Here is an 18,921-nt window from a genome sequence, read left to right on the forward strand (position 1 = left end):
CGGGCGGACGCGCGAGTCTGCTGAACGAGAAGGGATCCACATGCAGGCAAATTGGACGCCCGCCCAGGGCGAGGGTGAGCAGCAGTCGGCGCTCGAGCAGTTCGGCGTCAACCTGACGGAGGTGGCCCGCTCCGGCAAGCTCGATCCGGTCATCGGCCGCGACAGCGAGATCCGGCGCGTGAGTCAGGTGCTCACCCGGCGCACCAAGAACAACCCGGTGCTGATCGGCGAGCCGGGCGTCGGCAAGACCGCCGTCGTCGAGGGGCTCGCGCAGCGCATCGTGGCGGGCGACGTCGCCGAGTCGCTCAAGGGCAAGGAGCTCATCTCGCTCGATCTCTCCGCGCTCATCGCCGGTGCGAAGTACCGCGGCGAGTTCGAGGAGCGCATGAAGGCCGTGCTGCAGGAGATCAAGGACTCCGACGGCAAGATCATCACCTTCATCGACGAGCTGCACACGCTCATGGGGGCTGGCGGCGGCGAGTCGTCGGTGGCGGCCTCGCAGATGCTGAAGCCCATGCTGGCGCGCGGCGAGCTGCGCCTCATCGGCGCGACCACGCTCGACGAGTACCGCGAGTACATCGAGAAGGACGCGGCGCTCGAGCGGCGCTTCCAGCAGGTGTACGTGGGCGAGCCCTCGGTCGAGGACACGGTGGCGATCCTGCGCGGCCTCAAGGAGCGCTACGAGGCGCACCACAAGGTGACGATCGCCGACTCGGCGCTCGTGGCGGCGGCGAGCCTGTCCAACCGCTACATCACGGCGCGCCAGCTGCCCGACAAGGCGATCGACCTGATCGACGAGGCCGCGAGCCGTCTGCGCATGGAGATCGACTCGGCCCCGGTCGAGATCGACGAGCTGCGCCGCGCGGTCGACCGGCTCAAGCTCGAGGAGCTGGCGCTCAAGAAGGAGAAGGACGAGGCCTCGAAGGAGCGCCTCGCCAAGCTGCGCGAGGACCTCGTCGAGAAGCAGAGGGGGCTCGACGCGCTCGAGACCAGGTGGGAGCGCGAGCGAGCCTCGCTCAACCGCGTGGGCGAGCTGCGCGAGAAGCTCGACCAGCTGCGTATGCAGGCCGAGGTCGCCCAGCGCGAGGGCAACCTCGAGCGGGCGTCGAGGCTGCTCTACGGCGAGATCCCGGTGATCCAGAAACAGCTCTCCGAGGCGGAGCAGGCCGAGGCGGCGGGCGAGGCCGACGGCGAGACGCGCATGGTGGGCGACCAGGTGACCGATGAGGACATCGCGGGCGTCGTCGCGGCGTGGACGGGGATTCCCGTCGGCCGTCTGCTGCAGGGCGAGACCGAGAAGCTGCTGGCGCTCGAGAACGAGCTGGGCAAGCGGCTCATCGGTCAGAACGCCGCCGTGACGGCGGTCGCCGACGCGGTGCGCCGCACGCGGGCGGGCATCGCGGACCCCAACCGCCCGACCGGATCGTTCCTGTTCCTGGGGCCCACGGGCGTCGGCAAGACCGAGCTGGCGAAGGCGCTCGCCGAGTTCCTCTTCGACGACGAGCACGCCATGGTGCGCATCGACATGTCGGAGTACGGCGAGAAGCACTCCGTATCGCGGCTGGTCGGCGCGCCTCCCGGATACATCGGGTACGAGCAGGGCGGCCAGCTCACCGAGGCCGTGCGGCGTCGACCGTACTCGGTCGTGCTGCTCGACGAGGTCGAGAAGGCGCACCCCGAGGTGTTCGACGTGCTGCTGCAGGTGCTCGACGACGGGCGGCTGACCGATGGGCAGGGCCGCACCGTCGACTTCCGCAACGTGATCCTGATCCTCACCTCGAACCTCGGCAGCCAGTACCTCATCGACCCCGACATGCCGTGGAGCGAGAAGGAGAGCGCGGTGCGCGAGACCGTTCGCCGCGCCTTCAAACCGGAGTTCATCAACCGCCTCGACGAGATGGTGATCTTCCGCCCGCTGTCGGAGGCCGATCTCGCGCAGATCGTGGAGCTGTCGATCGACCGGCTGCAGCTGCGGCTGGCGGATCGGCGACTCACCCTCGGGGTCACCCCCGACGCGCGGGCCTGGCTCGCCTCCCGGGGCTACGACCCCATCTACGGCGCCCGGCCGCTGCGCCGCCTCATGCAGCACGAGATCGACGACCGGCTGGCCCGGGCGATCCTCTCGGGCGAGGTGCGCGACGGCGAGGCCGTGCGCGTCGACGTGGCGGCCGGCGGCGACTCGCTCGCGCTCGAGAGCGCGGGCTCGCTGCCGACGGCGCCGACCGGCGGCGGTTCGGGATCCGGCCCGGACGACGACGTGATCGAGGCCGAGCTGCTCGACGAGTAGCGCGGGACTCACCGCGCCCGGCTGAGAGAGGAGTTCTCCGGCTGTTCTCACGAGAACAGCCGGAGAACTCCTCTCTCAGCGTCCGATCCCTGCGCGCATCCCGACACCGGCCCGGTCGCCGTCGCGCCTCACTCGAGCTTGAGAGGCCAGCGCGACTTCCCGTCGTACCCGTTCTGCCGGAGTTGCTCATCGGTGGCCGCGGAGCACTGCGGGTCCTGGGTCGGGACCGTCCCCTCCATGAAGAATTCGTCGACTGCGATGTTGATGCACGGGGACCTGCCGTAGACCGTGTCCCAGGTCTCCCTGGTAGGTGACGAGCACGCCGCTGTCGAGCTGCTCGGCGAGCGCTTCAGACCAGGCGTACGGATAGACCGGGCCGCCGGTCGCGCCGAGGACGAGGATCGGTGCGGCCCCGGCCTCCTGCACCTCCTGCGTCTCCGTGGGAACCGGGTAGGGCCAACCGGCGCACGTGAGGTCACCGTAGGCGAAGTAGCTGCCGAGGGTGGGCGCCGCCGCTTCAAGTTCTACCGCTCGCTCGCGCATGCGCGCAGGATCGGGATCGGTGACGAGGTCGAGGCAGTTGGTCGCGGTGAAGGCCTCGGTGGAGTTCGACCAGTACTCGCCCTCGTAGCGGCCGTTCGCCTGGTCGGCGAACTCGAGGACGTTGTCGAGGTTCACCTGATCCGGGCCCTGGAAGATGTATCCGGGCACCTGCCAGGCCATCCTGTTGGTGAGCGTCACCAGAAGCGCGTTGAGCAGCGTGCCGCTCATCACCTGCCGGCCGTCGGAGGCCTGGCCGGGCGTCGCCTCCAACCGGTGTCGAGCACCGTCCTGATCTGCTGCATGGCCGCCTCGGGCGTGCCGCTGAGCGGGCAGTCGGAGGCGGCGAGGCACGACTCCGGGTAGCTGCGCAGCAACCGCTCCATGCCCGTCGCCTGGGCGAGGTCGATCTCGGCGCTCGTCACCGTGGGATCGTAGCCGCCGTCGAGCACCATTCTGCCGACCTTCTCGGGGTACATCTCGGCGTACAGCGCTCCGACGTAGGTGCCGTATAGATTCCCGAGGTAGTTGAGCTTCTCATCGCCGGTGATCTGACGCAGCATGTCGAGATCGCGTAGCGTCGAGGCGGTGTCGACATTCGCGAGCAGGTCGCCGGTGTTCTCCGCGCAGGACTTTCCGAAAGCCGCTTGCGCAGAGGTTTCTGCCGCGATCCACTCATCGCTTCCGCGCCCGGCTCCCGCGCTCGGCGCGCCGTACAGGTAGTCGTCCATGCTGGTCGTGTCGAGGCACTCGACGGCGGTCGATCCGCCTACGCCGCGGGGATCCCAGGCGATCACATCGTAGTGCTCTTTCACGGCGATGCCGGTGGCCCCCCGGGGATGATACCCAGTAGTAGTCCACCCCGGACAGTCCGGGGCCGCCCGGGTTGATGAAGAGCGTGCCGAGCTTGTCGCCCTCGGCCTCGCGCTTGACGAGCGAGAGAGTGATCTGCTCGCACTCGGGATCGTTCCAGTCGAGCGGGCCTCGACGGTGGCGCACTGCAGGAGGCCCTCGTTGCAGGACTCCCACTCGGGCTGCTGCTGTCCCCGACCCTTGCTAACGGTGTCCTGCCGGCCTTCGCCGCCGGGCGCGGACGGAGGGAGCAGTGCGCATCCGGCCAGCGCACCCGGCATCGAGATCGCGACGATCCCGAGGAGCGATTTCCACCCGTACCGGCGTGCGAAACGCTTCATGGCGTGTACTCGGCGGTCGGCCTTCGGAGCGGGTACGCGCTGTCCCATGTGGTTCCTCCTGGGTGGGTGTTCTACGCTCCGCGGAAGGACCGGGGAATCCAGGTTCGGGCCAGCACGATTTCATCGGAAGTTCTTAGAAGACTCGAACCGCAGGGCAGAGCCGGCAGGCGAGGGGACTGAGCGGAGCGCTGCCGGCCGATCCCCCCCCCGCGCACCGTCGAGGAGTGGCAGCGTCTGCGCGCCTCCGTGTCGGAGGATCCGGGTTCGGCACGAGCCCGCTCCTCGACGCGATCCGCAACAGGGGCATCGGCGCGCGGACGCGGATCATGAACCGTCTCAGGGGCGACGGCGTGGGCGTGGGCGGCGACGTTCGGGGCGCGCGGGTGCTCGACACCTTCCTGGCGCACCGGATCCACGACTTCGAGGCCGAGGCGCCGCTGCTCCAGCGTCTGCTCGACGATTAGCGCCGCGCGGGGCTGCGAAAGAGGAGTTCTCCGGCTGATTGCACGAAGACAGTCGGAGAACTCCTCTTTCGCCACCCGCCCTTCGCCCCTGAGCCCGTCGAAGGGGAGCGAAGGTTCCCCGTGGCGCGGCTCAGTACCCGAGGCGCACCCGCAGGTCGTTGAGGATCTGCGACGAGCGCAGCGCGGTGTCGGGGCCCACGGCCGACACAGCCTGCACGAGCACGTCGCTGACGAGGATCCCCGTGAGCCCCTCGGCGGTCAGACCCGTCGGCGTGTGGGGCGCGGTGAGCGAGGCGGTGACCCGCCCGGCCAGCCGCTCGCGCAGCTCGTCGGTGACGAGCAGCGTGCTCGCGCCGACGAGCTGCGCCTGGTCGAGCAGCGCCTCGATGTCGCGCGTCACCCGGCCCGGCGCGAAGATCACGAGCAGGTCGCGCGACCCCAGGCTCATGATCTCGTCGGCGAGCCGGAAGCCGTCGGCGGTGAGGCGGCGCGTGGAGACGCCGATGCGCCGGAGGCGCAGCGCGAGGTGGTCGGAGGCGATGCCCGAGGCGCCGAGCCCGTAGCAGAAGACCGTGTCGGCGTGCACGATCAGGTTGACCGCCGCCGAGTAGCGCTCGTCGTCGTTCTCGCGGCTGCCGAGCTGCACGAGCTCCTCCGCCTCCGCCCAGATCTCGCGCTGGATCTGGTGCAGATCCTGGCCGACGTGCTCGAGCCGCTGCCGCAGCCGCACGTCGGGTGCGACGCTCGAACTGAAGGGCGCGGCGACCTCGTGCTTCAACTCGGAGAGGCCGGAGTAGCCGAGCGACTGCAGCGTGCGCACCACGGACGCGTTGGAGGTGCCGCTCTGCACGCCGAGCTCGGCGGCGCTTGCGTAGAGCAGCCGTTCGGTCGACATGGCGGTGAGCACCCGGCACACCGAACGCTCCGACTTCGAGAGCTCGTTCCAGCGCTCGGTGATGCGGTCCCGGAGCTTCGTGAGCGCACGATGCTCCGTATCGCTTGTTACAAATGGTTCCATTGCTGTATCATTTCATCCTAAAGGGCGGAAATCCGTAACGGACGTTCCACCCATCCTTCTCCGCGGAGCGGGGAAGCGCAAGCTGGATCGCGCGGCGCGGCCGCGGTGAGGACAGGGAGGTCTCCAATGGCTCATGCAGGGCGCATCCGCCTGCTCGAGGTGAGCGGATCGCCGCGCGAGCGCGGCCGGCAATACGGCGAGGGCGCCCGGGATCTCATCGTCGAGGCCATCGGCTACTACTCCGAGGCGCTCGTCGCCCAGACGGGGATGAGCTGGCATCGGATCACCGACTCGGTCTCGCAGTGGCTGCCGATCTCGGAGCGGCTCGCGCCCCACCTCGTCGAGGAGATGCGGGGCATCGCCGAGGGATCCGGCGCCCGCTTCGCCGAGATCCTCGCCCTGAACGTGCGCGGGGAGTTCGTCTACGACCATCAGGCGGCGAGCCCCGCGACGGTGCCCGAGCTCGACGAGGAGCAGGAGGAGGAGCGCGACGCGGTCGACGGCTGCACCTCGTTCTTCCTCACGGGCGCGGCGAGCGGCACCGGGCACACGCTCCTGGGCCAGAACTGGGACTGGCGCACGCTGACCGCGGGCACGACCCTCGTGCTGCGGGTGGTGCAGGATCCGCTGCCCACGATCGTGATGCAGGTCGAGGCCGGCCAGGTCGGCCGCCACGGCGCGAACTCGGCGGGGATCGCCCTCAACGCGAACGGGCTAGGGGGGAGCTTCGGCAACGAGATCGGGCTGCCGCAGACGCTGATCCGCCGCCTCGTGCTCGATCACCGCGACCTCGCCTCCGCGCTGAAGACGCTCGTGAAGACCCGCCCGCACATCGCGAGCAACGCGCTGCTCGGGCACCGCAGCGGCTTCGGCATCGACCTGGAGACGACCCCGCACGGCGTCGACTGGATCTACCCCGACGAGTACGGCGTCATCGCCCACACCAACCACTTCCAAGCCTCCGTGCCGCCGCAGCTCGCGGGCCGCTACCGGCCGGTGTCGGCGGACTCCCTGCTGCGCCTGCCGAGAGTGCGCGCGGGGCTCGCCCGCGTCGCAGAGGCTCGCGACGCGGAGGAGAGCGCGTCGCTCGTGCGGGCCGCGGTGTCCGACCACCTCGGCCACCCCGAGGGCGTCTGCACCCACCCCAATCCCGACTCGCCGCGGCTCAAGCAGTGGTCGACGCTGCTCTCGAACTGCGTCGACCTGACGAGCGGCGAGTACCGGCTCGCCGCGGGGCATCCCTGCGAGACCGACTACGAGCTGCTGCCGTGGAACGTCTACGACGGACCGGGATCCCCGGACTGAACCGGGCCGACCGGGCCCCGGGGCCGATCCGGAGCCCGAGCACCACGAACGACGAAGTTTGAGACCATACGCTGACAAGGAGGCGTTTTCGATGAAGAAATCACAGCACCACGAGGCGCGGATCGCGCTTGCGGCCGCTGCTGCGGCCGCGCTCGCGCTCACCGGCTGCTCGGGCGGGGGCGGCGACGGCGGAGGCGGATCCGACCAGACGACGCTCGATGCCCCGTTCGCCGCGCAGACGCCGGCCGCGGCCGGCCCCGTCGACTCGGTGACCTGGATGCTCGGATCCGAGCCCACCACGATGGACGCCGATGTCGACGCGACGACCGCCGACGACACCGTGCTCGCCAACACCTGCGACCGTCTGATGCAGGTGCAGCCCGACCTCACACTGGGGCAGGGCATCGCCTCGAAGGCGGAGTGGGTCGATGACACCCGCCTCGTCTTCACGATCATGCAGGACGCCGTCTTCCACGACGGCAGCCCCGTGAGCACCGCCGACGTGCTCTGGAGCATGCAGCGCCACGCGGCGGAGGGCGCGGCCGAGTCGGACGAGTACCAGAATGTGGTCTCGATGGAGCAGACCGGCGACGATCAGATCACCGTCACCACCAGCCAGCCCGACGCCATCTTCCTGCAGGCCATGGCGGGCGACGGCGGCATCGTCTGGAACCCGCGGGTGATCGAGGCCGAGGGCGATGACTTCGGCGGCCCGGGATCGGCCTCCGCGTGCAGCGGCCCGTACCAGATCGAGTCGTGGGAGCCGGGCTCTCAGCTGACCATCGTGAAGTTCGACGGCTACTGGAACCCCGACGTCGAAGCCCTCGCCGAGAAGGTCGTCTTCCGCTGGGCCGACGAGTCGGCCATCGCGAACAGCCTCACCGCCGGCGAGGCGCAGGGCGCCTACCTCGAGAACGCGGGCGCGGCCGTCGCCTTCGCCGGCAGCGGCGACGTCTCGGTCTTCCAGGGGCCCTCGACGAATGCGTGGGTGCTCGAGGCGACCGACCGCGGCGCGCTCACCGATGCGCGGCTGCGCAGGGCGCTGTCGCTGGCGCTCGACCGCGAGGGCATCGCGAGGGCGGCGTTCGGCGGCCTCGCCCAGCCCTGGAAGACGCCCGTCGGATCCGGAGCCTGGGGCTACGAGGTCGAGGCCTTCCAGCGGGCCTTCGACGAGCTCGAGGGCGCACCGGCCAAGCCGAACGAGAACGACCTCGCCCAGGCGAAGGCGCTCGTCGAGGAGGCCGGGGCGCCGAGCGAGAAGCTCGTGGTCGCCTCGAACGGCTCGTCGACCCACAACGTGATCGCCAACGCGCTCGTCGCGGCCGCGAAGTCGATCGGCCTCGACGCCGAGATCCTCGTCGTTCCGCAAGCGCAGTACGGCGACTTCTACTCCGACGCCGCATTGCGGGGCCAGGCCGACCTCTGGCCCGACGAGTACTACATCTCGAAGAACGACCCGCTGGGCTTCTACAAGAACGGCAAGTCCGACGCGAGCGTCAACTTCGGCGTTTTCAACGACCCCGAGTACGACGCCCTCGTCGACAAGGCCTACGCCGCCACCGACGACGCCGAGCGCGCCAAGCTCACCATCGAGCTGCAGAGGCGCTGGGTCGAGAACGCCGTGTGGATCCCCGTGGTCGCGACCCCCTCCACCCTCGTGATGTCGAACGAGGTCACCGGAGTGCCGTCCTCCGCCGCCTACATCTACTACCCGTGGGCGGCCGACCTCGGCCGTGCGAAGGGCTGACCCGCGATGTCCCACGCGATCCGGAAGCTCGGCGGAATGCTGCTCACGCTCGTCGTCGCGTCCTTCATCATCTTCGCGGCCATGTTCGCGGCGCCGGGCGATCCGGTGACGTTCCTCATCGGCAACCCTGAGAACCTGACCCCGGAGCGGATCGCGAGTGTGCGGGCCCAGTACTACCTGGACGAGCCGATGCTCGCCCAGTACTGGCACTGGGCCTCGGGCGCCCTCACGGGCGACTTCGGGCGGTCGTTCCAGTACCACCAGCCTGTGAGCCAGATTCTCGCCGCCCGCATCCCCGTGACGCTGGCACTCGTCGGCTACGCCGCGGTGCTGCTCGCGGTCTTCGGGATCGGGCTCGGCGTGCTCGCGGCGGTGCGCCGGGGCCGCGCCGCCGACACGGCGATCGTCGGCGGCACCACCCTCGCGGCGAGCATCCCGTCGTTCGTGCTCGGCATCGCCCTCGTGGCGCTGTTCGCGGTGCAGCTGCGGTGGTTCCCCGTGGCGGGCGCGGGCGGCGGCGGCCTCGATCGGCTCTACTCGCTCACCCTGCCCGCGCTCACCCTGGCCATCACGGCGCTCGCGATCGTCAGCCGCGTCACCCGCCAGTCCATGATCGAGCAGTTCTCCTCGGAGCACGTCGAGGCGGCCAGGGCGTCGGGCCTCGCCGAGCGCTTCATCGTGCGCGACCACGTGCTGCGCGGATCCTGGGGCCCCATCATCACGATGGTCGCCCTCGTGATCGCCAGCATGATCGCCGGCACCGTCGCGGTCGAGACCGTGTTCGGGATCTCCGGGGTCGGTTCGCTGCTCGTCGACGCGATCAACACCCACGACTTCCCGGTCGTGCAGGCCGTGCTGCTGTTCATGGTGGCCGCCTACATGATCGTCACGACGACGGTGGACCTGCTGCTGCCCGTGCTCGACCCCCGCATCGGCCGAAGGACGGTGTCCGCATGACCGCGCTGCTCCCTCCCCGCCTGCGCGCCAGGCGCCGGGGCGGCTCCGCGATCGGCTACTGGATCTCGCTCGGGTTCCTCGTGCTCGTCGCGATCGCGGCCGTACTCGGCCCGCTGATCGCACCTCGCGCCGCCGACGAGATCGATTTCGCCGCCGTGTGGGCGGGGCCGGGCGGCGACCACCTGCTCGGCACCGACCAGCTCGGACGCGACCTCTTCTCCCGGCTGCTCATCGGCGCGGGCGAGACCCTCATCGGGCCCGTGCTGCTGCTCGCACTCGCCACGATGCTGGGCGTCGCCATCGGCGTGCTCGCGGCCTGGCGGGGCGGCTGGGTCGACACGCTGCTCGCGAGGATCACCGATGTCATGTTCGCGTTCCCCGGCCTGCTCTTCGTGGTGCTCGTGATCGCCGTGTTCGGCAAGGGACCGGTCACGGCCGTCGGGGCCCTCGCGCTCGCGTACGCGCCCGTCATCGCGAAGTACACCCGCAGCCTCGCGCTCAGCGAGATGGGTCGCCCGTACATCGACGCCTATCGCGTGCAGGGCATGGGCGGGGTCGCCATCTGCCTGAGGGGCGTCCTGCCCAACCTGCTGCCGCCGCTCGTCGGCTACCTCGTCGTGCTCTTCGGGGAGGCGCTCATGAGCCTCGCGACCCTGAGCTACCTGGGCTTCGGCGCGCAGCCGCCGAGCTCGGAGTGGGGCCTCATGGTACAGGAGGGGCAGGCCGGCATCGTGCAGGGCGAGTTCCTGCCGACGCTCGTGCCCGGCGCCGCGATCGCTCTCGTCGTGATCGCGGTCAACATCGTGGGCGTGCGGGTCGCCGACCGCCTGCTCGCGAGAGGATGAAACCGATGCTGCTGAACATCACAGACCTGCACCTGAGCTTCGTCGGAGGCGACGAGGCCGCGCACATCCTGAAGGGCATCGACCTCAGCGTCGCGGCGGGTGAGCTCGTGGGGCTCGTCGGCGAGTCGGGATCCGGCAAGTCGACATCGGTGCGCGCCGCGCTCCGGCTCTACGGCGACGAGGCCGAGCTCGCCGGCAGCGTTCGCCTCGAGGGCACAGAGATGGTGGGTGCTGATCCCGCGACCTGTCGCCGCGCGCGCGCCGAGTCCGTCGGGCTCGTGCAGCAGGAACCAAGCGCCGCGCTCAACCCGGTGCGCCGCATCGGCGATTCCCTCGCCGAGCGTCTGGTGCGCGTGCACGGCATGCGGCGCAGGGAGGCCGACGCGCGGATCCTGGCGCTCCTCACCGAGCTCGGGCTCACCCAGCCCGAGCGGCGCATGCGGCAGTACCCGCACGAGCTGTCGGGCGGCATGCTGCAGCGCGTCGTCATCGCGGCGGCTCTGAGCGCCGACCCGAAGCTGATCCTCGCCGACGAGGCGACGAGCGCGCTCGACGTCACCACGCAGGCGGAGATCATCGCGATCTTCCAGCGCCAGATCCGGGAGCGCGGCCTCGGCCTGCTCTTCATCACCCACGACCTCCACCTGGCGGGCGCGATCTGCGACCGCATCCATGTGCTGCGACACGGCGAGATCGTGGAGACCATCAGCCGCCCCGGCCTCTTCGCCGAGGCCCGGCACCCCTACACGCGCTCCCTCATCGAGGCGGCGCCCGCGCTCGAACGGAGGGCGAAGTCATGAGTCTCGTCGAGGTGGCAGAACTGCACCGGGTGTTCCGCATGGGGCGGGGCGCCGAGGACGTCACGGCGGTCGACCGCGCGAGCTTCTCGATCGGGGCCGGTGAGGCGCTCGGTCTCGTGGGCGAGTCGGGATCGGGCAAGTCGACGATCGCCCGCATCCTCGTGGGGCTCGAGCGAGCAGGCTCGGGGGAGGCCCGCATCGACGGCGTCGACGTGCTGAAGCCCGCGCGGGGGCGCGCCGCCCGGCTCGCCCGGGCGCGCGCGGCTCAGATGGTGTTCCAGGACCCGAACGGCTCGCTCGACCGGCGACTCGCGGTCGGCGAGATGCTGCAGCGCGTGCTGCTGCAGCACGGGCGGGTCTCGGGGCGTGCGGGCGCGCGAGCCGGCGCTCTGCGGCTGCTGGATCGCGTGCGCCTCACCGAGCGGCACGCCGCCGCCCGCCCGCACGAACTCTCCGGGGGCCAGCGGCAGCGCGTCGCGATCGCGCGGGCGCTCGCGGTCGAGCCGAAGCTCGTGGTGCTCGACGAGGCGGTGTCGGCGCTTGACGTGTCGGTGCAGGCGCAGGTGCTCGAGCTGCTGGCCGAGATCCAGCGCGACTCGGGGGTGAGCTACCTGTTCGTGAGCCACGACCTGGCCGTGATCCAGGAGCTGTGCCAGCGGGTGATCGTGCTCTTCCGCGGCGCGATCGTCGAGCAGGGGGAGACCGCGGGGGTGCTCGAGTCGCCGCAGCACCCCTACTCGCAGCTGCTCATCGCGTCGACGCCGGGCCCCGACTGGGATCCGGAGCGCGTGGTGCGCGACCGCATGACCTTCACGCAGCGCATGTCGGTCGTGCCGGAGGAGTGAGGGCGCGCGGCTCAGTGTGCGCCGGGCGGCGAGTCGAGCGCCGACGGCGGATCCCGCGGCCAGAACCTGCGCGGGCGTCGGACGAGTCGTCCTTGCCGCCTCGGCGAGGAGCGCGTCGCCGCTACTCGCCGCGCAGCATGCGCCGGGCGATGAGCTCGCCGATGAAGACCGCGGTGTTGGCGGGGCCGCGGTGGGGTGCGGACGGCAGGATCGAGGTGTCGGCGACCCGCAGCCCGTCGACCCCCTGGACCCGGCCCGCGCCGTCGACGACCGCGCCCATGGGGGCGGTGCCGCACATGTGAATCGCGGTGCCGAGGCGCGCGCGGATCCACGCGTCGAGCGCCTCGTCGTCGCCGAGCCCGCCATCGTCGAGGTCGACGAAGCCCCCGAACCGCTCCGCGAAGGCGGCGGAGCGCAGCAGCGCCGCGGCGGTGCGCACCCCGATGCGCAGACGGTCGCGGTCCTCGGCGTGCTCGAGGTACCGGTACTCGATGCGGGGCGGATCGAGGGGGTCCGCGCTGCGCAGGCCGAGCCGGCCCCGGCTGCGAGGCTGCTGCAGGGCGACGATGAGGCGCAGCTCGGTATCGCGGGTCGGGTCGGCGTCGGCTGCGGGGCCGCTGACGAAGAGCGCATGCTCGGGCCGCGCGGTGAGCAGGATCTCGAGGTCGCCGTCGGGGTGGAGGCCCGCGGCTCCCGAGGAGTCGAGGTTGAGCGCGGCGGGGAACGCGGTGCGCTCCTCGGGGATGCGGGTCGAGCGGGCGGAGCGCCAGAGCAGGGCGAGGTTCGGATGGTCGTGGAAGCGCTCGCCGACGGGCAGATCGGCGATGACGGAGATGCCGAGCGCGTCGAGTTGGGCCCGCGGCCCGACGCCGCTGAGCAGCAGGAGCTGCGGCGTCGCGACGGCGCCGGCGCAGAGCACGACCTCGTCGGCCGCGATGAAGCCCGCCTCCCCGCCGCCGTCGGGCCGGGCGGTCAGCACCTCCACGCCCGTCGCCCGCGCGTTCTCGATGCGGATTCGCAGGGCTCGCGTCTCGCCCAGCACCGTGAGGTTCGGCCGGCGCTCCGCTTCACCGAGGTAGGCCGCGGCGGTGTTGATCCTGACCCCGTCCACGATGTTCGACGGGACCGGGCCGACGCCGAGTGCGGCCCCGACGGCGTTCTTGTCGGGTTCGGCGGGGAAGCCGAGCTCTCGGGCCGCCTCGTAGAAGGCGTCGACGAGGCCGCTCGCGGGATCCGGCCGGCGCACGCGCATCGGCCCCTTGCTCCCGTGGCCCGGCGCATCGCCGAAGTCGAGATCGTTCTCGAGGGCGGCGAGGATCGGCAGCGCGCTGTCGTGCGCCCAGGCCCGCCCGCCCTCTCGAGCCCAGCGGCCGAAGTCGCCGGGCGTCGCGCGCACGAAGTAGCCGCCGTTGATCGCGCTGGATCCTCCGAGCAGCCTGCCCCGCGGAACGACGGCGAAGCGACCCGGGAGCAGTTCGGCCTCGTACCCCCAGCTCGCGGGGTGTCCGGGCACGGCGGCGGGGATCGCCGAGCCGTCGAGCAGCTCCGCGGGCGGGGGGATCGCGGCGGCGCCCGCCTCGATCAGCACCACCTCCCGGTCGGGATCCTCGCTGAGCCGCGCGGCGAGCGGAACGCTCGCCGCCCCGCCGCCCACGACCAGCGTGCGCACGGCGTCTCCTCGGGGTGGGCTCTCCGCGGGGTTCACGGGCGTTGCGCTCGGGACTCCGCAGCGGCAGCGCTCCCGAAGCCGTCGGTTGTGGCGAAGGCGCGGTCGATGAGTTCCAGGAGGTCGGCATCGTCCGCGGCGAGCCACTGCTCGTACGCGCTGAGGCACACGCCGAGGCAGATCCACGCCGAGGCTCGGGGAACGAGGTCGGTGGGCCGCTCGTGACGCCGCAGCGCGACGTACTCGGCCACGACCTCGCGCCACGCGGCGTACTTGAGCGTGGAGTGCGCTGCGAGGGAGGGGACGTTGAGCAGCAGTCGCATGCGTTCGCGGTGGTAGTGGAGCTCGTCGTCGGGAAAGCGGTTGAACTCGATGATGGCGTCGCGCAGCGCCGCCTGGAGCGGCATGTCCTCGGGCAGCGTCGCGAGGTGCGAGCGCATCGACTCGAGCATGGTCTCGAACTCCCCCCACGCGAGGTCGTTCTTCGAGGGGAAGTAGCGGAAGACGGTGCGGCGCCCGATGCCCGCGGCGCGCGCGATGTCGGTGACCGTCGTCTCGTCGAAGCCGTGCTCGAAGAAGAGGTCGAGGGCGATGTGGCTGAGTTCGCCCGCCGAGGTGGCTCGTGCTCTGCCGGCGCGCTGCGTTTCGGGGGCGTGCACCGCGGCTTCCGGCTCGAGTTTCAAGAGTGCGACTCCAATCCGGCGTTCTCCCCTGCCAGTACGGCGAGGCGTCTCCAGAATACGCGCTCGCACCATGGCACCCGATGTCAATATAATCGCGGGTACGTGCTCCGGTCCGTCGGCGGCAGCTTCGTGGTCTTGGCGGGCCGGGCTGGAAGAGGAGGTTCCGAAGATGGAATGGCCCTGGAAGCAGAACCCGTGGTTCGAGACGGTGCTCGAGGCGCAGCGGCGTGCGAAGAGGCGCCTCCCTCCCTCGGTGTATGCCGCGCTCGTCGCCGGCAGCGAGCGGGGTCGCACCCCGCGCGAGAACATGGAGGCGTTCGCCCGGCTGCAGTTCGCCCCCCACGTCGTCGGCCACCCGCCCGTTCGCGATCTGTCGACGACCATCATGGGAGTCCCGGTCTCCATGCCGGTCATGATCTCGCCCACCGGGGTGCAGGCGATCCACCCGGACGGAGAGGTGGCCGTCGCCCGCGCCGCCGCGTCGCGAGGCACCGTCATGGGCCTCAGCTCCTTCGCCTCGAAGCCGGTCGAGGAGGTGGTCGAGGCCAACGAGAACACCTTCTTCCAGATGTACTGGACCGGATCCCGAGACGCGATGATCCAGCGCATGGAGCGCGCCCGCGCCGCCGGGGCGAAGGGGCTGATCTCCACGACCGACTGGTCGTTCTCCATCGGCCGGGACTGGGGCAGCCCCGCCATCCCGGAGCGCATGGATCTGCCCGCGCTCATCAAGTTCGCGCCCGAGGGCATCATCCGCCCGAGGTGGACGCTGCGGTGGATGCGCGCCGGGCTGCCCGACCTCACGGCGCCCAATCTGAAGCCCGCCGAGGGCGAGGCGCCCACCTTCTTCGGGGCCTACGGCGAGTGGCAGCAGACCCCGCCCCCCACCTGGGACGACATCGAGTGGCTGCGCGAGCAGTGGGGCGGCAGGTTCATGCTCAAGGGCATCACCCGGGTCGACGACGCGAAGCGCGCCGTCGACGCGGGCGTGGACGCCATCTCCGTCTCGAACCACGGCGGCAACAACCTCGACACGACACCGGCGACCATCCGCTGTCTCGGCCCCGTCGCCGACGCCGTCGGCGACCAGATCGAGGTGCTGCTCGACGGCGGGGTGCGCCGCGGCGGCGACGTCGCGAAGGCCCTCGCCTTCGGCGCCCGCGCCGTGATGATCGGCCGCGCCTATCTGTGGGGGCTCGGCGCCAACGGCCAGGCCGGTGTCGAGAACGTGCTCGATCTGCTGCGCATGGGGCTCGACTCGGCGATGCTCGGCCTCGGCCGGGCGACGATCGACCAGCTCACCCGCGAGGACTTCCTCGTGCCCGACGGTTTCGAAGCGCGTCTCGGCGACACCGACCAGCCGACCCCGGCTGCGAAGAGGAAGCCCTCCTCCCGCAAGCCCGCCGCGAAGCGACCCGTCGAGAAGACGGTGCAGTAGGCCCGTGCCGCGCCGCCGCCCCGGACCTCGGGGGCCCCGGGGCCCGGGGCGCGGCGGCGACGAGCGCCCGCGGCCGCGGAGTACGCTGATGGCTGGGCGAGCGAGCCCGGTGCGACCAACTGACAGATGGGGGACCGACTGCATGAACGTCCACGAAGCCGTTGCCCGGGAGACCGCCGAGCCGTGGGGTCCGCCGCCGTTTCCCGAGCCGCCCGCCCGCACCCCCGAGACGTCCGGGTTCGCGACGAAGCTCCCCCTCGCCTGGACCACGGGGGTGGCGCTGCGCGCGGGGAAGGTGACGATCGGCGGATCGCCCTGGGAGGTGACGCTGCTGCCCGAGGCGGTCCGCCCGTTCGCTCGGAAGGTCTACGCGGCCAACCGGAGCGGCGTCACCGCCGCGACTCCGGAGGAGCGGGACGCGGCGGTCTATCTGCTCGACCGCGGGATCGCCGATCCGCTGCCGGCGCCCGCGGGAAAGGCGGGCCCGGTCGACGATGTCGAGATCGTGGTGCCCGTCTACGGCGACTCGGCTCCGCTCGAGCGCTGCCTCGCCTCGCTCGCCTCCGAGGGCCTGCCGGTCACGGTGGTCGACGATGCGTCCCCGAAGGCGGATGCGGCGCGCATCAGGAGGATCGCGAAGGCCCACGGGGCCCGGCTCGTCGTGCGCAGGACGAACGGCGGCCCCGGCGGCGCTCGCAACGCCGGGTTCCGGGCTACCACGGCGCCCTTCGTCGCGTTCCTCGACTCCGACGTGGTCGCCTCGCCGAACTGGGTCTCGCGCCTGCGCCCGCTGTTCGAGGATCCGCTGGTGGGTGCGGTCGGGCCGCGCGTGCGCCCGGACGTGCGGGGCGCCTCGTCGATCGAGCTGTACGAGGAGGCCCGGTCGGAGCTCGACATGGGTCCGGATCCCAGCCGCGTCGTCTACGGGGTGCCGGTCGGCTGGCTGCCCACCGCGTCCGCGATCGTGCGCCGAGCCGCCGTCACCGATCCTCCGTTCGAGCCGGGCCTGCGCCTCGGGGAGGACGTGGACCTCTTCTGGCGCATGCACGAGGCCGGTTGGACGGTGCGCTACGTCACCGACGTCGTCAATCACCACGGGGTGCGCACCTCGCTGAAGGACTTCTGTGGGCGGAGGGCGGGGTACGGATCCTCCGCCGCCGACCTGGAGCTGCGCCATCCGGGGCGCCTGATCCCCGCCAGACCCTCGCTCTCGGGGCTCGCGGTCGTCGCGGCGCTCTCGAACAGGCGCGGATGGGTGCGCGCGCTCGCGCTCCCCGTCGCCGGCTACGAGCTCGCCAGGCAGCGGCGCATCCTCGGCAAGCGGATCCCGTTCTCGGTGGCCGTGGAGATGACCGGACGCTCGCTGTTCTCGGACGCGTTCTGGATGGGGCACCTGCTGCGCCGGGACTGGTGGCCCGTCGGCTGGACCGTGCTCGCGCTGGCCCCGTTCTCGCGTCTCGCCCGTGGAGCGGCCGCCGCGATGGCCTGGGAGCCGGTGCGCGATCACCTGCTCAGGCCCGCCCGGCTCGGACCGTTCAGGAGCCTCGCGCTGCGCCTGCTCGACGACGCGTCCTACGGCTCGGGCGTGATCCTGGGCGCTATCCGGCGGCGCGTGCCGAACGCCGTCACACCGAGAGTCCGCTTCCCCTCCTGGCCGCGGAGGGGCGCCCCCGCGGGCCAGGCCTCGCTCCAGGCCGGACCGCAGGTCGCCACGCGGCGTGCTCTGGTCGTCGCCGACGAACCAGCGAGCCCGGCGGTGCCGCGCGACGGGTGAAGTGCGAAGGGTCGGGGTCTTCCCATTGACACCCGGTGTCAGTATGATCGACGGTACAGGCGGCCATCGGCGCTGATGGCCTCTGTTCATGCTGATGGCCTCTGTTCATAGGGAGCGAACCATGGAGCACCGAGAGTACGCGGCGGATCCCGAAGCAGTCGAGCGCTGCGCCGTCTGAGGCGATCTCCGGTGTCCACGGCTACTCCGCTCGCGGCGCCCGACGAGTGCGCCCGTCGCGCACCGACCGCGCCGTGCGCCGGCCCGCCGTGCGCCGCGCCCACCGCCGAAGCGGCGATGCGTTCGCGCGGGCGACGAGGCGCGTCGCCCGCGCACTGCCGAGCGAGGGCGCGATCCCGAACGCGCGCGAACCACCGACTGAGAGGAGAACAATCATGGCGGGACGAGTAGAGGGCAAGGTCGCCTTCATCACCGGAGCCGCGCGGGGGCAGGGCAGGTCCCACGCGCTGCGACTGGCCGAGGAGGGCGCCGACATCATCGCGATCGACATCGATCAGCAGGTCGAGCACGTGCCGTACGCCACGGCGACCGCGGACGATCTGCGGGAGACGGTGCGGCAGGTCGAAGCGCTCGACCGTCGCATCGTCGCCGAGGTCTGCGACGTGCGCGATCTCGAGGAGCTGAAGTCGGCGGTCTCGAAAGGGGTGGCCGAGTTCGGTCGCCTCGACATCGTGGCGGGCAACGCCGGCGTCGACATCGTCGGCCCGTGGCACGACATGACCCCGGAGATCGTGCGCACCACGATCGACATCAATCTGATCGGCGTGTGGAACACCGTGATGGCCGCGCTGCCGCACATGATCGACGCGGGCAACGGCGGCTCGATCATCCTCACGAGCTCCGCGAACGGCATCAAGGCGGGGCCGTGGAACGTGGCGTACAACATGTCGAAGTTCGGCGTCACCGGCATGGCGAAGTCGTTCGCGCAGGAACTCGCGAAAGACCGGATCCGGGTGAACAGCGTGCATCCGGGCGGGGTCGATACCCCGATGGCCAACGGCATCCTGGGCGTGCCGGAGAGCGGCTTCACGAAGGGGCAGGAGGAGAACCCGGACCTGTTCGGCATGCTCACCCAGTGGATCCCCGGCATGATGCCGCCGCGCGAGATATCCAACGCGGTGCTCTTCCTAGCCTCCGACGAGGCGAGCTGGGTGACGGGCCACGCGCTGGCCGTCGACGGCGGCATGACGCAGTACTGACATTCGCGGTGTCACGCACGGGGCGTCCGCACCAGCGCCGCAGGCGGCCCGTCGCATTCCCGAGCGGCGCGAAATCGATGGTTGGCAGATCAGTCGACCGAAGCGAAGGAGAAGAGATCATGACCGGAAGACTCGAGGGCAA

The 18,921-nt window shown here is 71.2% G+C and carries 16 protein-coding genes; 11 read left to right on the forward strand and 5 right to left on the reverse strand.

The genetic code is table 11. The annotated features are described in order from the left end of the window. Positions 1–40: 40 nt before the first annotated feature. Complete coding sequence (locus D1J51_RS12335) at positions 41–2,287, forward strand: ATP-dependent Clp protease ATP-binding subunit (RefSeq protein ID WP_119075628.1); 2,247 nt, start codon at positions 41–43, stop codon at positions 2,285–2,287. A gap of 186 nt (positions 2,288–2,473) precedes the next feature. Here the strand turns inward: D1J51_RS12335 and D1J51_RS12340 are convergent, their stop codons facing one another. Both D1J51_RS12340 and D1J51_RS18565 read right to left on the reverse strand, forming a co-directional pair. Continuing rightward, entirely contained in the window at positions 2,474–3,058 is a 585-nt protein-coding gene (locus D1J51_RS12340; protein WP_162903810.1) for an alpha/beta hydrolase, read from the reverse strand. Beyond that, positions 3,058–4,068 carry an alpha/beta fold hydrolase gene (locus tag D1J51_RS18565; protein WP_119075631.1) on the reverse strand — a complete coding sequence of 337 codons (1,011 nt, stop codon included), beginning with the start codon at positions 4,066–4,068 and terminating at the stop codon, positions 3,058–3,060. The genes D1J51_RS12340 and D1J51_RS18565 overlap by 1 nt, the downstream gene beginning before the upstream one ends. 176 nt (positions 4,069–4,244) lie before the next feature. Here D1J51_RS18565 and D1J51_RS12350 point away from each other — a divergent pair, with 176 nt between their 5' ends. Then, positions 4,245–4,484 carry a hypothetical protein gene (locus D1J51_RS12350; RefSeq protein ID WP_119075633.1) on the forward strand — a complete coding sequence of 80 codons (240 nt, stop codon included), beginning with the start codon at positions 4,245–4,247 and terminating at the stop codon, positions 4,482–4,484. A 130-nt stretch (positions 4,485–4,614) separates the two neighbouring features. Here D1J51_RS12350 and D1J51_RS12355 read toward each other — a convergent pair whose 3' ends face one another. Then, positions 4,615–5,502 (reverse strand): MurR/RpiR family transcriptional regulator, encoded by an 888-nt coding sequence (locus D1J51_RS12355; protein WP_119075634.1) that lies wholly within the window; start codon positions 5,500–5,502, stop codon positions 4,615–4,617. Positions 5,503–5,628: 126 nt separating this feature from the next. Between D1J51_RS12355 and D1J51_RS12360 the strand changes: the two genes are divergently transcribed. The 6 genes from D1J51_RS12360 to D1J51_RS12385 all read left to right on the forward strand — a co-directional run bounded on the left by D1J51_RS12360 (position 5,629) and on the right by D1J51_RS12385 (position 12,001). After that, positions 5,629–6,807, forward strand: coding sequence for a C45 family autoproteolytic acyltransferase/hydolase (locus D1J51_RS12360; protein WP_119075636.1), 1,179 nt, complete (start codon positions 5,629–5,631; stop codon positions 6,805–6,807). A gap of 91 nt (positions 6,808–6,898) precedes the next feature. Continuing rightward, positions 6,899–8,554, forward strand: coding sequence for an ABC transporter substrate-binding protein (locus D1J51_RS12365; protein WP_119075638.1), 1,656 nt, complete (start codon positions 6,899–6,901; stop codon positions 8,552–8,554). A 6-nt stretch (positions 8,555–8,560) separates the two neighbouring features. Further along, on the forward strand, positions 8,561–9,511 hold the full coding sequence (locus tag D1J51_RS12370; protein WP_119075639.1) for an ABC transporter permease: 951 nt from the start codon (positions 8,561–8,563) through the stop codon (positions 9,509–9,511). Next, positions 9,508–10,356 (forward strand): ABC transporter permease, encoded by an 849-nt coding sequence (locus tag D1J51_RS12375; protein WP_119075641.1) that lies wholly within the window; start codon positions 9,508–9,510, stop codon positions 10,354–10,356. Before D1J51_RS12370 ends, D1J51_RS12375 begins: the two co-directional genes overlap by 4 nt. Positions 10,357–10,361: 5 nt before the next feature. Further along, entirely contained in the window at positions 10,362–11,156 is a 795-nt protein-coding gene (locus D1J51_RS12380) for an ABC transporter ATP-binding protein (RefSeq protein WP_162903811.1), read from the forward strand. Beyond that, positions 11,153–12,001, forward strand: coding sequence for an ABC transporter ATP-binding protein (locus tag D1J51_RS12385; RefSeq protein WP_119075645.1), 849 nt, complete (start codon positions 11,153–11,155; stop codon positions 11,999–12,001). The genes D1J51_RS12380 and D1J51_RS12385 overlap by 4 nt, the downstream gene beginning before the upstream one ends. Positions 12,002–12,122: 121 nt before the next feature. On the opposite strand, the gene mftG is transcribed toward D1J51_RS12385, so the two are convergent. Together mftG and mftR are read right to left on the reverse strand one after the other, a co-directional pair. Beyond that, the gene (gene mftG, locus D1J51_RS12390; RefSeq protein ID WP_119075647.1) at positions 12,123–13,670 is read right to left on the reverse strand and encodes a mycofactocin dehydrogenase MftG; all 1,548 of its coding nucleotides are present in this window, start codon (positions 13,668–13,670) and stop codon (positions 12,123–12,125) included. Between the two features lie 32 nt (positions 13,671–13,702). Then, positions 13,703–14,350 carry a mycofactocin system transcriptional regulator gene (mftR, locus tag D1J51_RS12395; protein WP_205547884.1) on the reverse strand — a complete coding sequence of 216 codons (648 nt, stop codon included), beginning with the start codon at positions 14,348–14,350 and terminating at the stop codon, positions 13,703–13,705. A gap of 169 nt (positions 14,351–14,519) precedes the next feature. Between mftR and mftD the strand changes: the two genes are divergently transcribed. From mftD to D1J51_RS12410, 3 genes are all read left to right on the forward strand, one after another. Then, positions 14,520–15,788: a pre-mycofactocin synthase MftD gene (gene mftD, locus D1J51_RS12400; protein ID WP_119075650.1), complete on the forward strand. Its 1,269-nt coding sequence runs from the start codon at positions 14,520–14,522 to the stop codon at positions 15,786–15,788. A gap of 142 nt (positions 15,789–15,930) precedes the next feature. Further along, positions 15,931–17,562, forward strand: a complete 1,632-nt coding sequence (gene mftF, locus D1J51_RS12405; RefSeq protein ID WP_162903812.1) for a mycofactocin biosynthesis glycosyltransferase MftF — start codon at positions 15,931–15,933, stop codon at positions 17,560–17,562. Positions 17,563–17,954: 392 nt separating this feature from the next. Then, positions 17,955–18,779, forward strand: coding sequence for a mycofactocin-coupled SDR family oxidoreductase (locus tag D1J51_RS12410; RefSeq protein WP_119075653.1), 825 nt, complete (start codon positions 17,955–17,957; stop codon positions 18,777–18,779). Positions 18,780–18,921 lie beyond the last annotated feature (142 nt).

This window comes from Leucobacter sp. wl10, from assembly GCF_003569785.1.
Taxonomy (GTDB): domain Bacteria; phylum Actinomycetota; class Actinomycetes; order Actinomycetales; family Microbacteriaceae; genus Leucobacter.

What these genes read in the sequence shown, in the direction of transcription:
- D1J51_RS12410 (WP_119075653.1), top strand. Translation starts at nt 17,955, where the DNA reads ATGGCGGGACGAGTAGAGGGCAAGGTCGCCTTCATCACCGGAGCCGCG.
- D1J51_RS12380 (WP_162903811.1), top strand. Translation starts at nt 10,362, where the DNA reads ATGCTGCTGAACATCACAGACCTGCACCTGAGCTTCGTCGGAGGCGAC.
- D1J51_RS12375 (WP_119075641.1), top strand. Translation starts at nt 9,508, where the DNA reads ATGACCGCGCTGCTCCCTCCCCGCCTGCGCGCCAGGCGCCGGGGCGGC.
- D1J51_RS12340 (WP_162903810.1), bottom strand. Translation starts at nt 3,058, where the DNA reads ATGAGCGGCACGCTGCTCAACGCGCTTCTGGTGACGCTCACCAACAGG.
- D1J51_RS12360 (WP_119075636.1), top strand. Translation starts at nt 5,629, where the DNA reads ATGGCTCATGCAGGGCGCATCCGCCTGCTCGAGGTGAGCGGATCGCCG.
- D1J51_RS12385 (WP_119075645.1), top strand. Translation starts at nt 11,153, where the DNA reads ATGAGTCTCGTCGAGGTGGCAGAACTGCACCGGGTGTTCCGCATGGGG.
- D1J51_RS12355 (WP_119075634.1), bottom strand. Translation starts at nt 5,502, where the DNA reads ATGGAACCATTTGTAACAAGCGATACGGAGCATCGTGCGCTCACGAAG.
- D1J51_RS12365 (WP_119075638.1), top strand. Translation starts at nt 6,899, where the DNA reads ATGAAGAAATCACAGCACCACGAGGCGCGGATCGCGCTTGCGGCCGCT.
- D1J51_RS18565 (WP_119075631.1), bottom strand. Translation starts at nt 4,068, where the DNA reads ATGGGACAGCGCGTACCCGCTCCGAAGGCCGACCGCCGAGTACACGCC.
- D1J51_RS12370 (WP_119075639.1), top strand. Translation starts at nt 8,561, where the DNA reads ATGTCCCACGCGATCCGGAAGCTCGGCGGAATGCTGCTCACGCTCGTC.
- mftD (WP_119075650.1), top strand. Translation starts at nt 14,520, where the DNA reads ATGGAATGGCCCTGGAAGCAGAACCCGTGGTTCGAGACGGTGCTCGAG.
- D1J51_RS12335 (WP_119075628.1), top strand. Translation starts at nt 41, where the DNA reads ATGCAGGCAAATTGGACGCCCGCCCAGGGCGAGGGTGAGCAGCAGTCG.
- mftF (WP_162903812.1), top strand. Translation starts at nt 15,931, where the DNA reads ATGAACGTCCACGAAGCCGTTGCCCGGGAGACCGCCGAGCCGTGGGGT.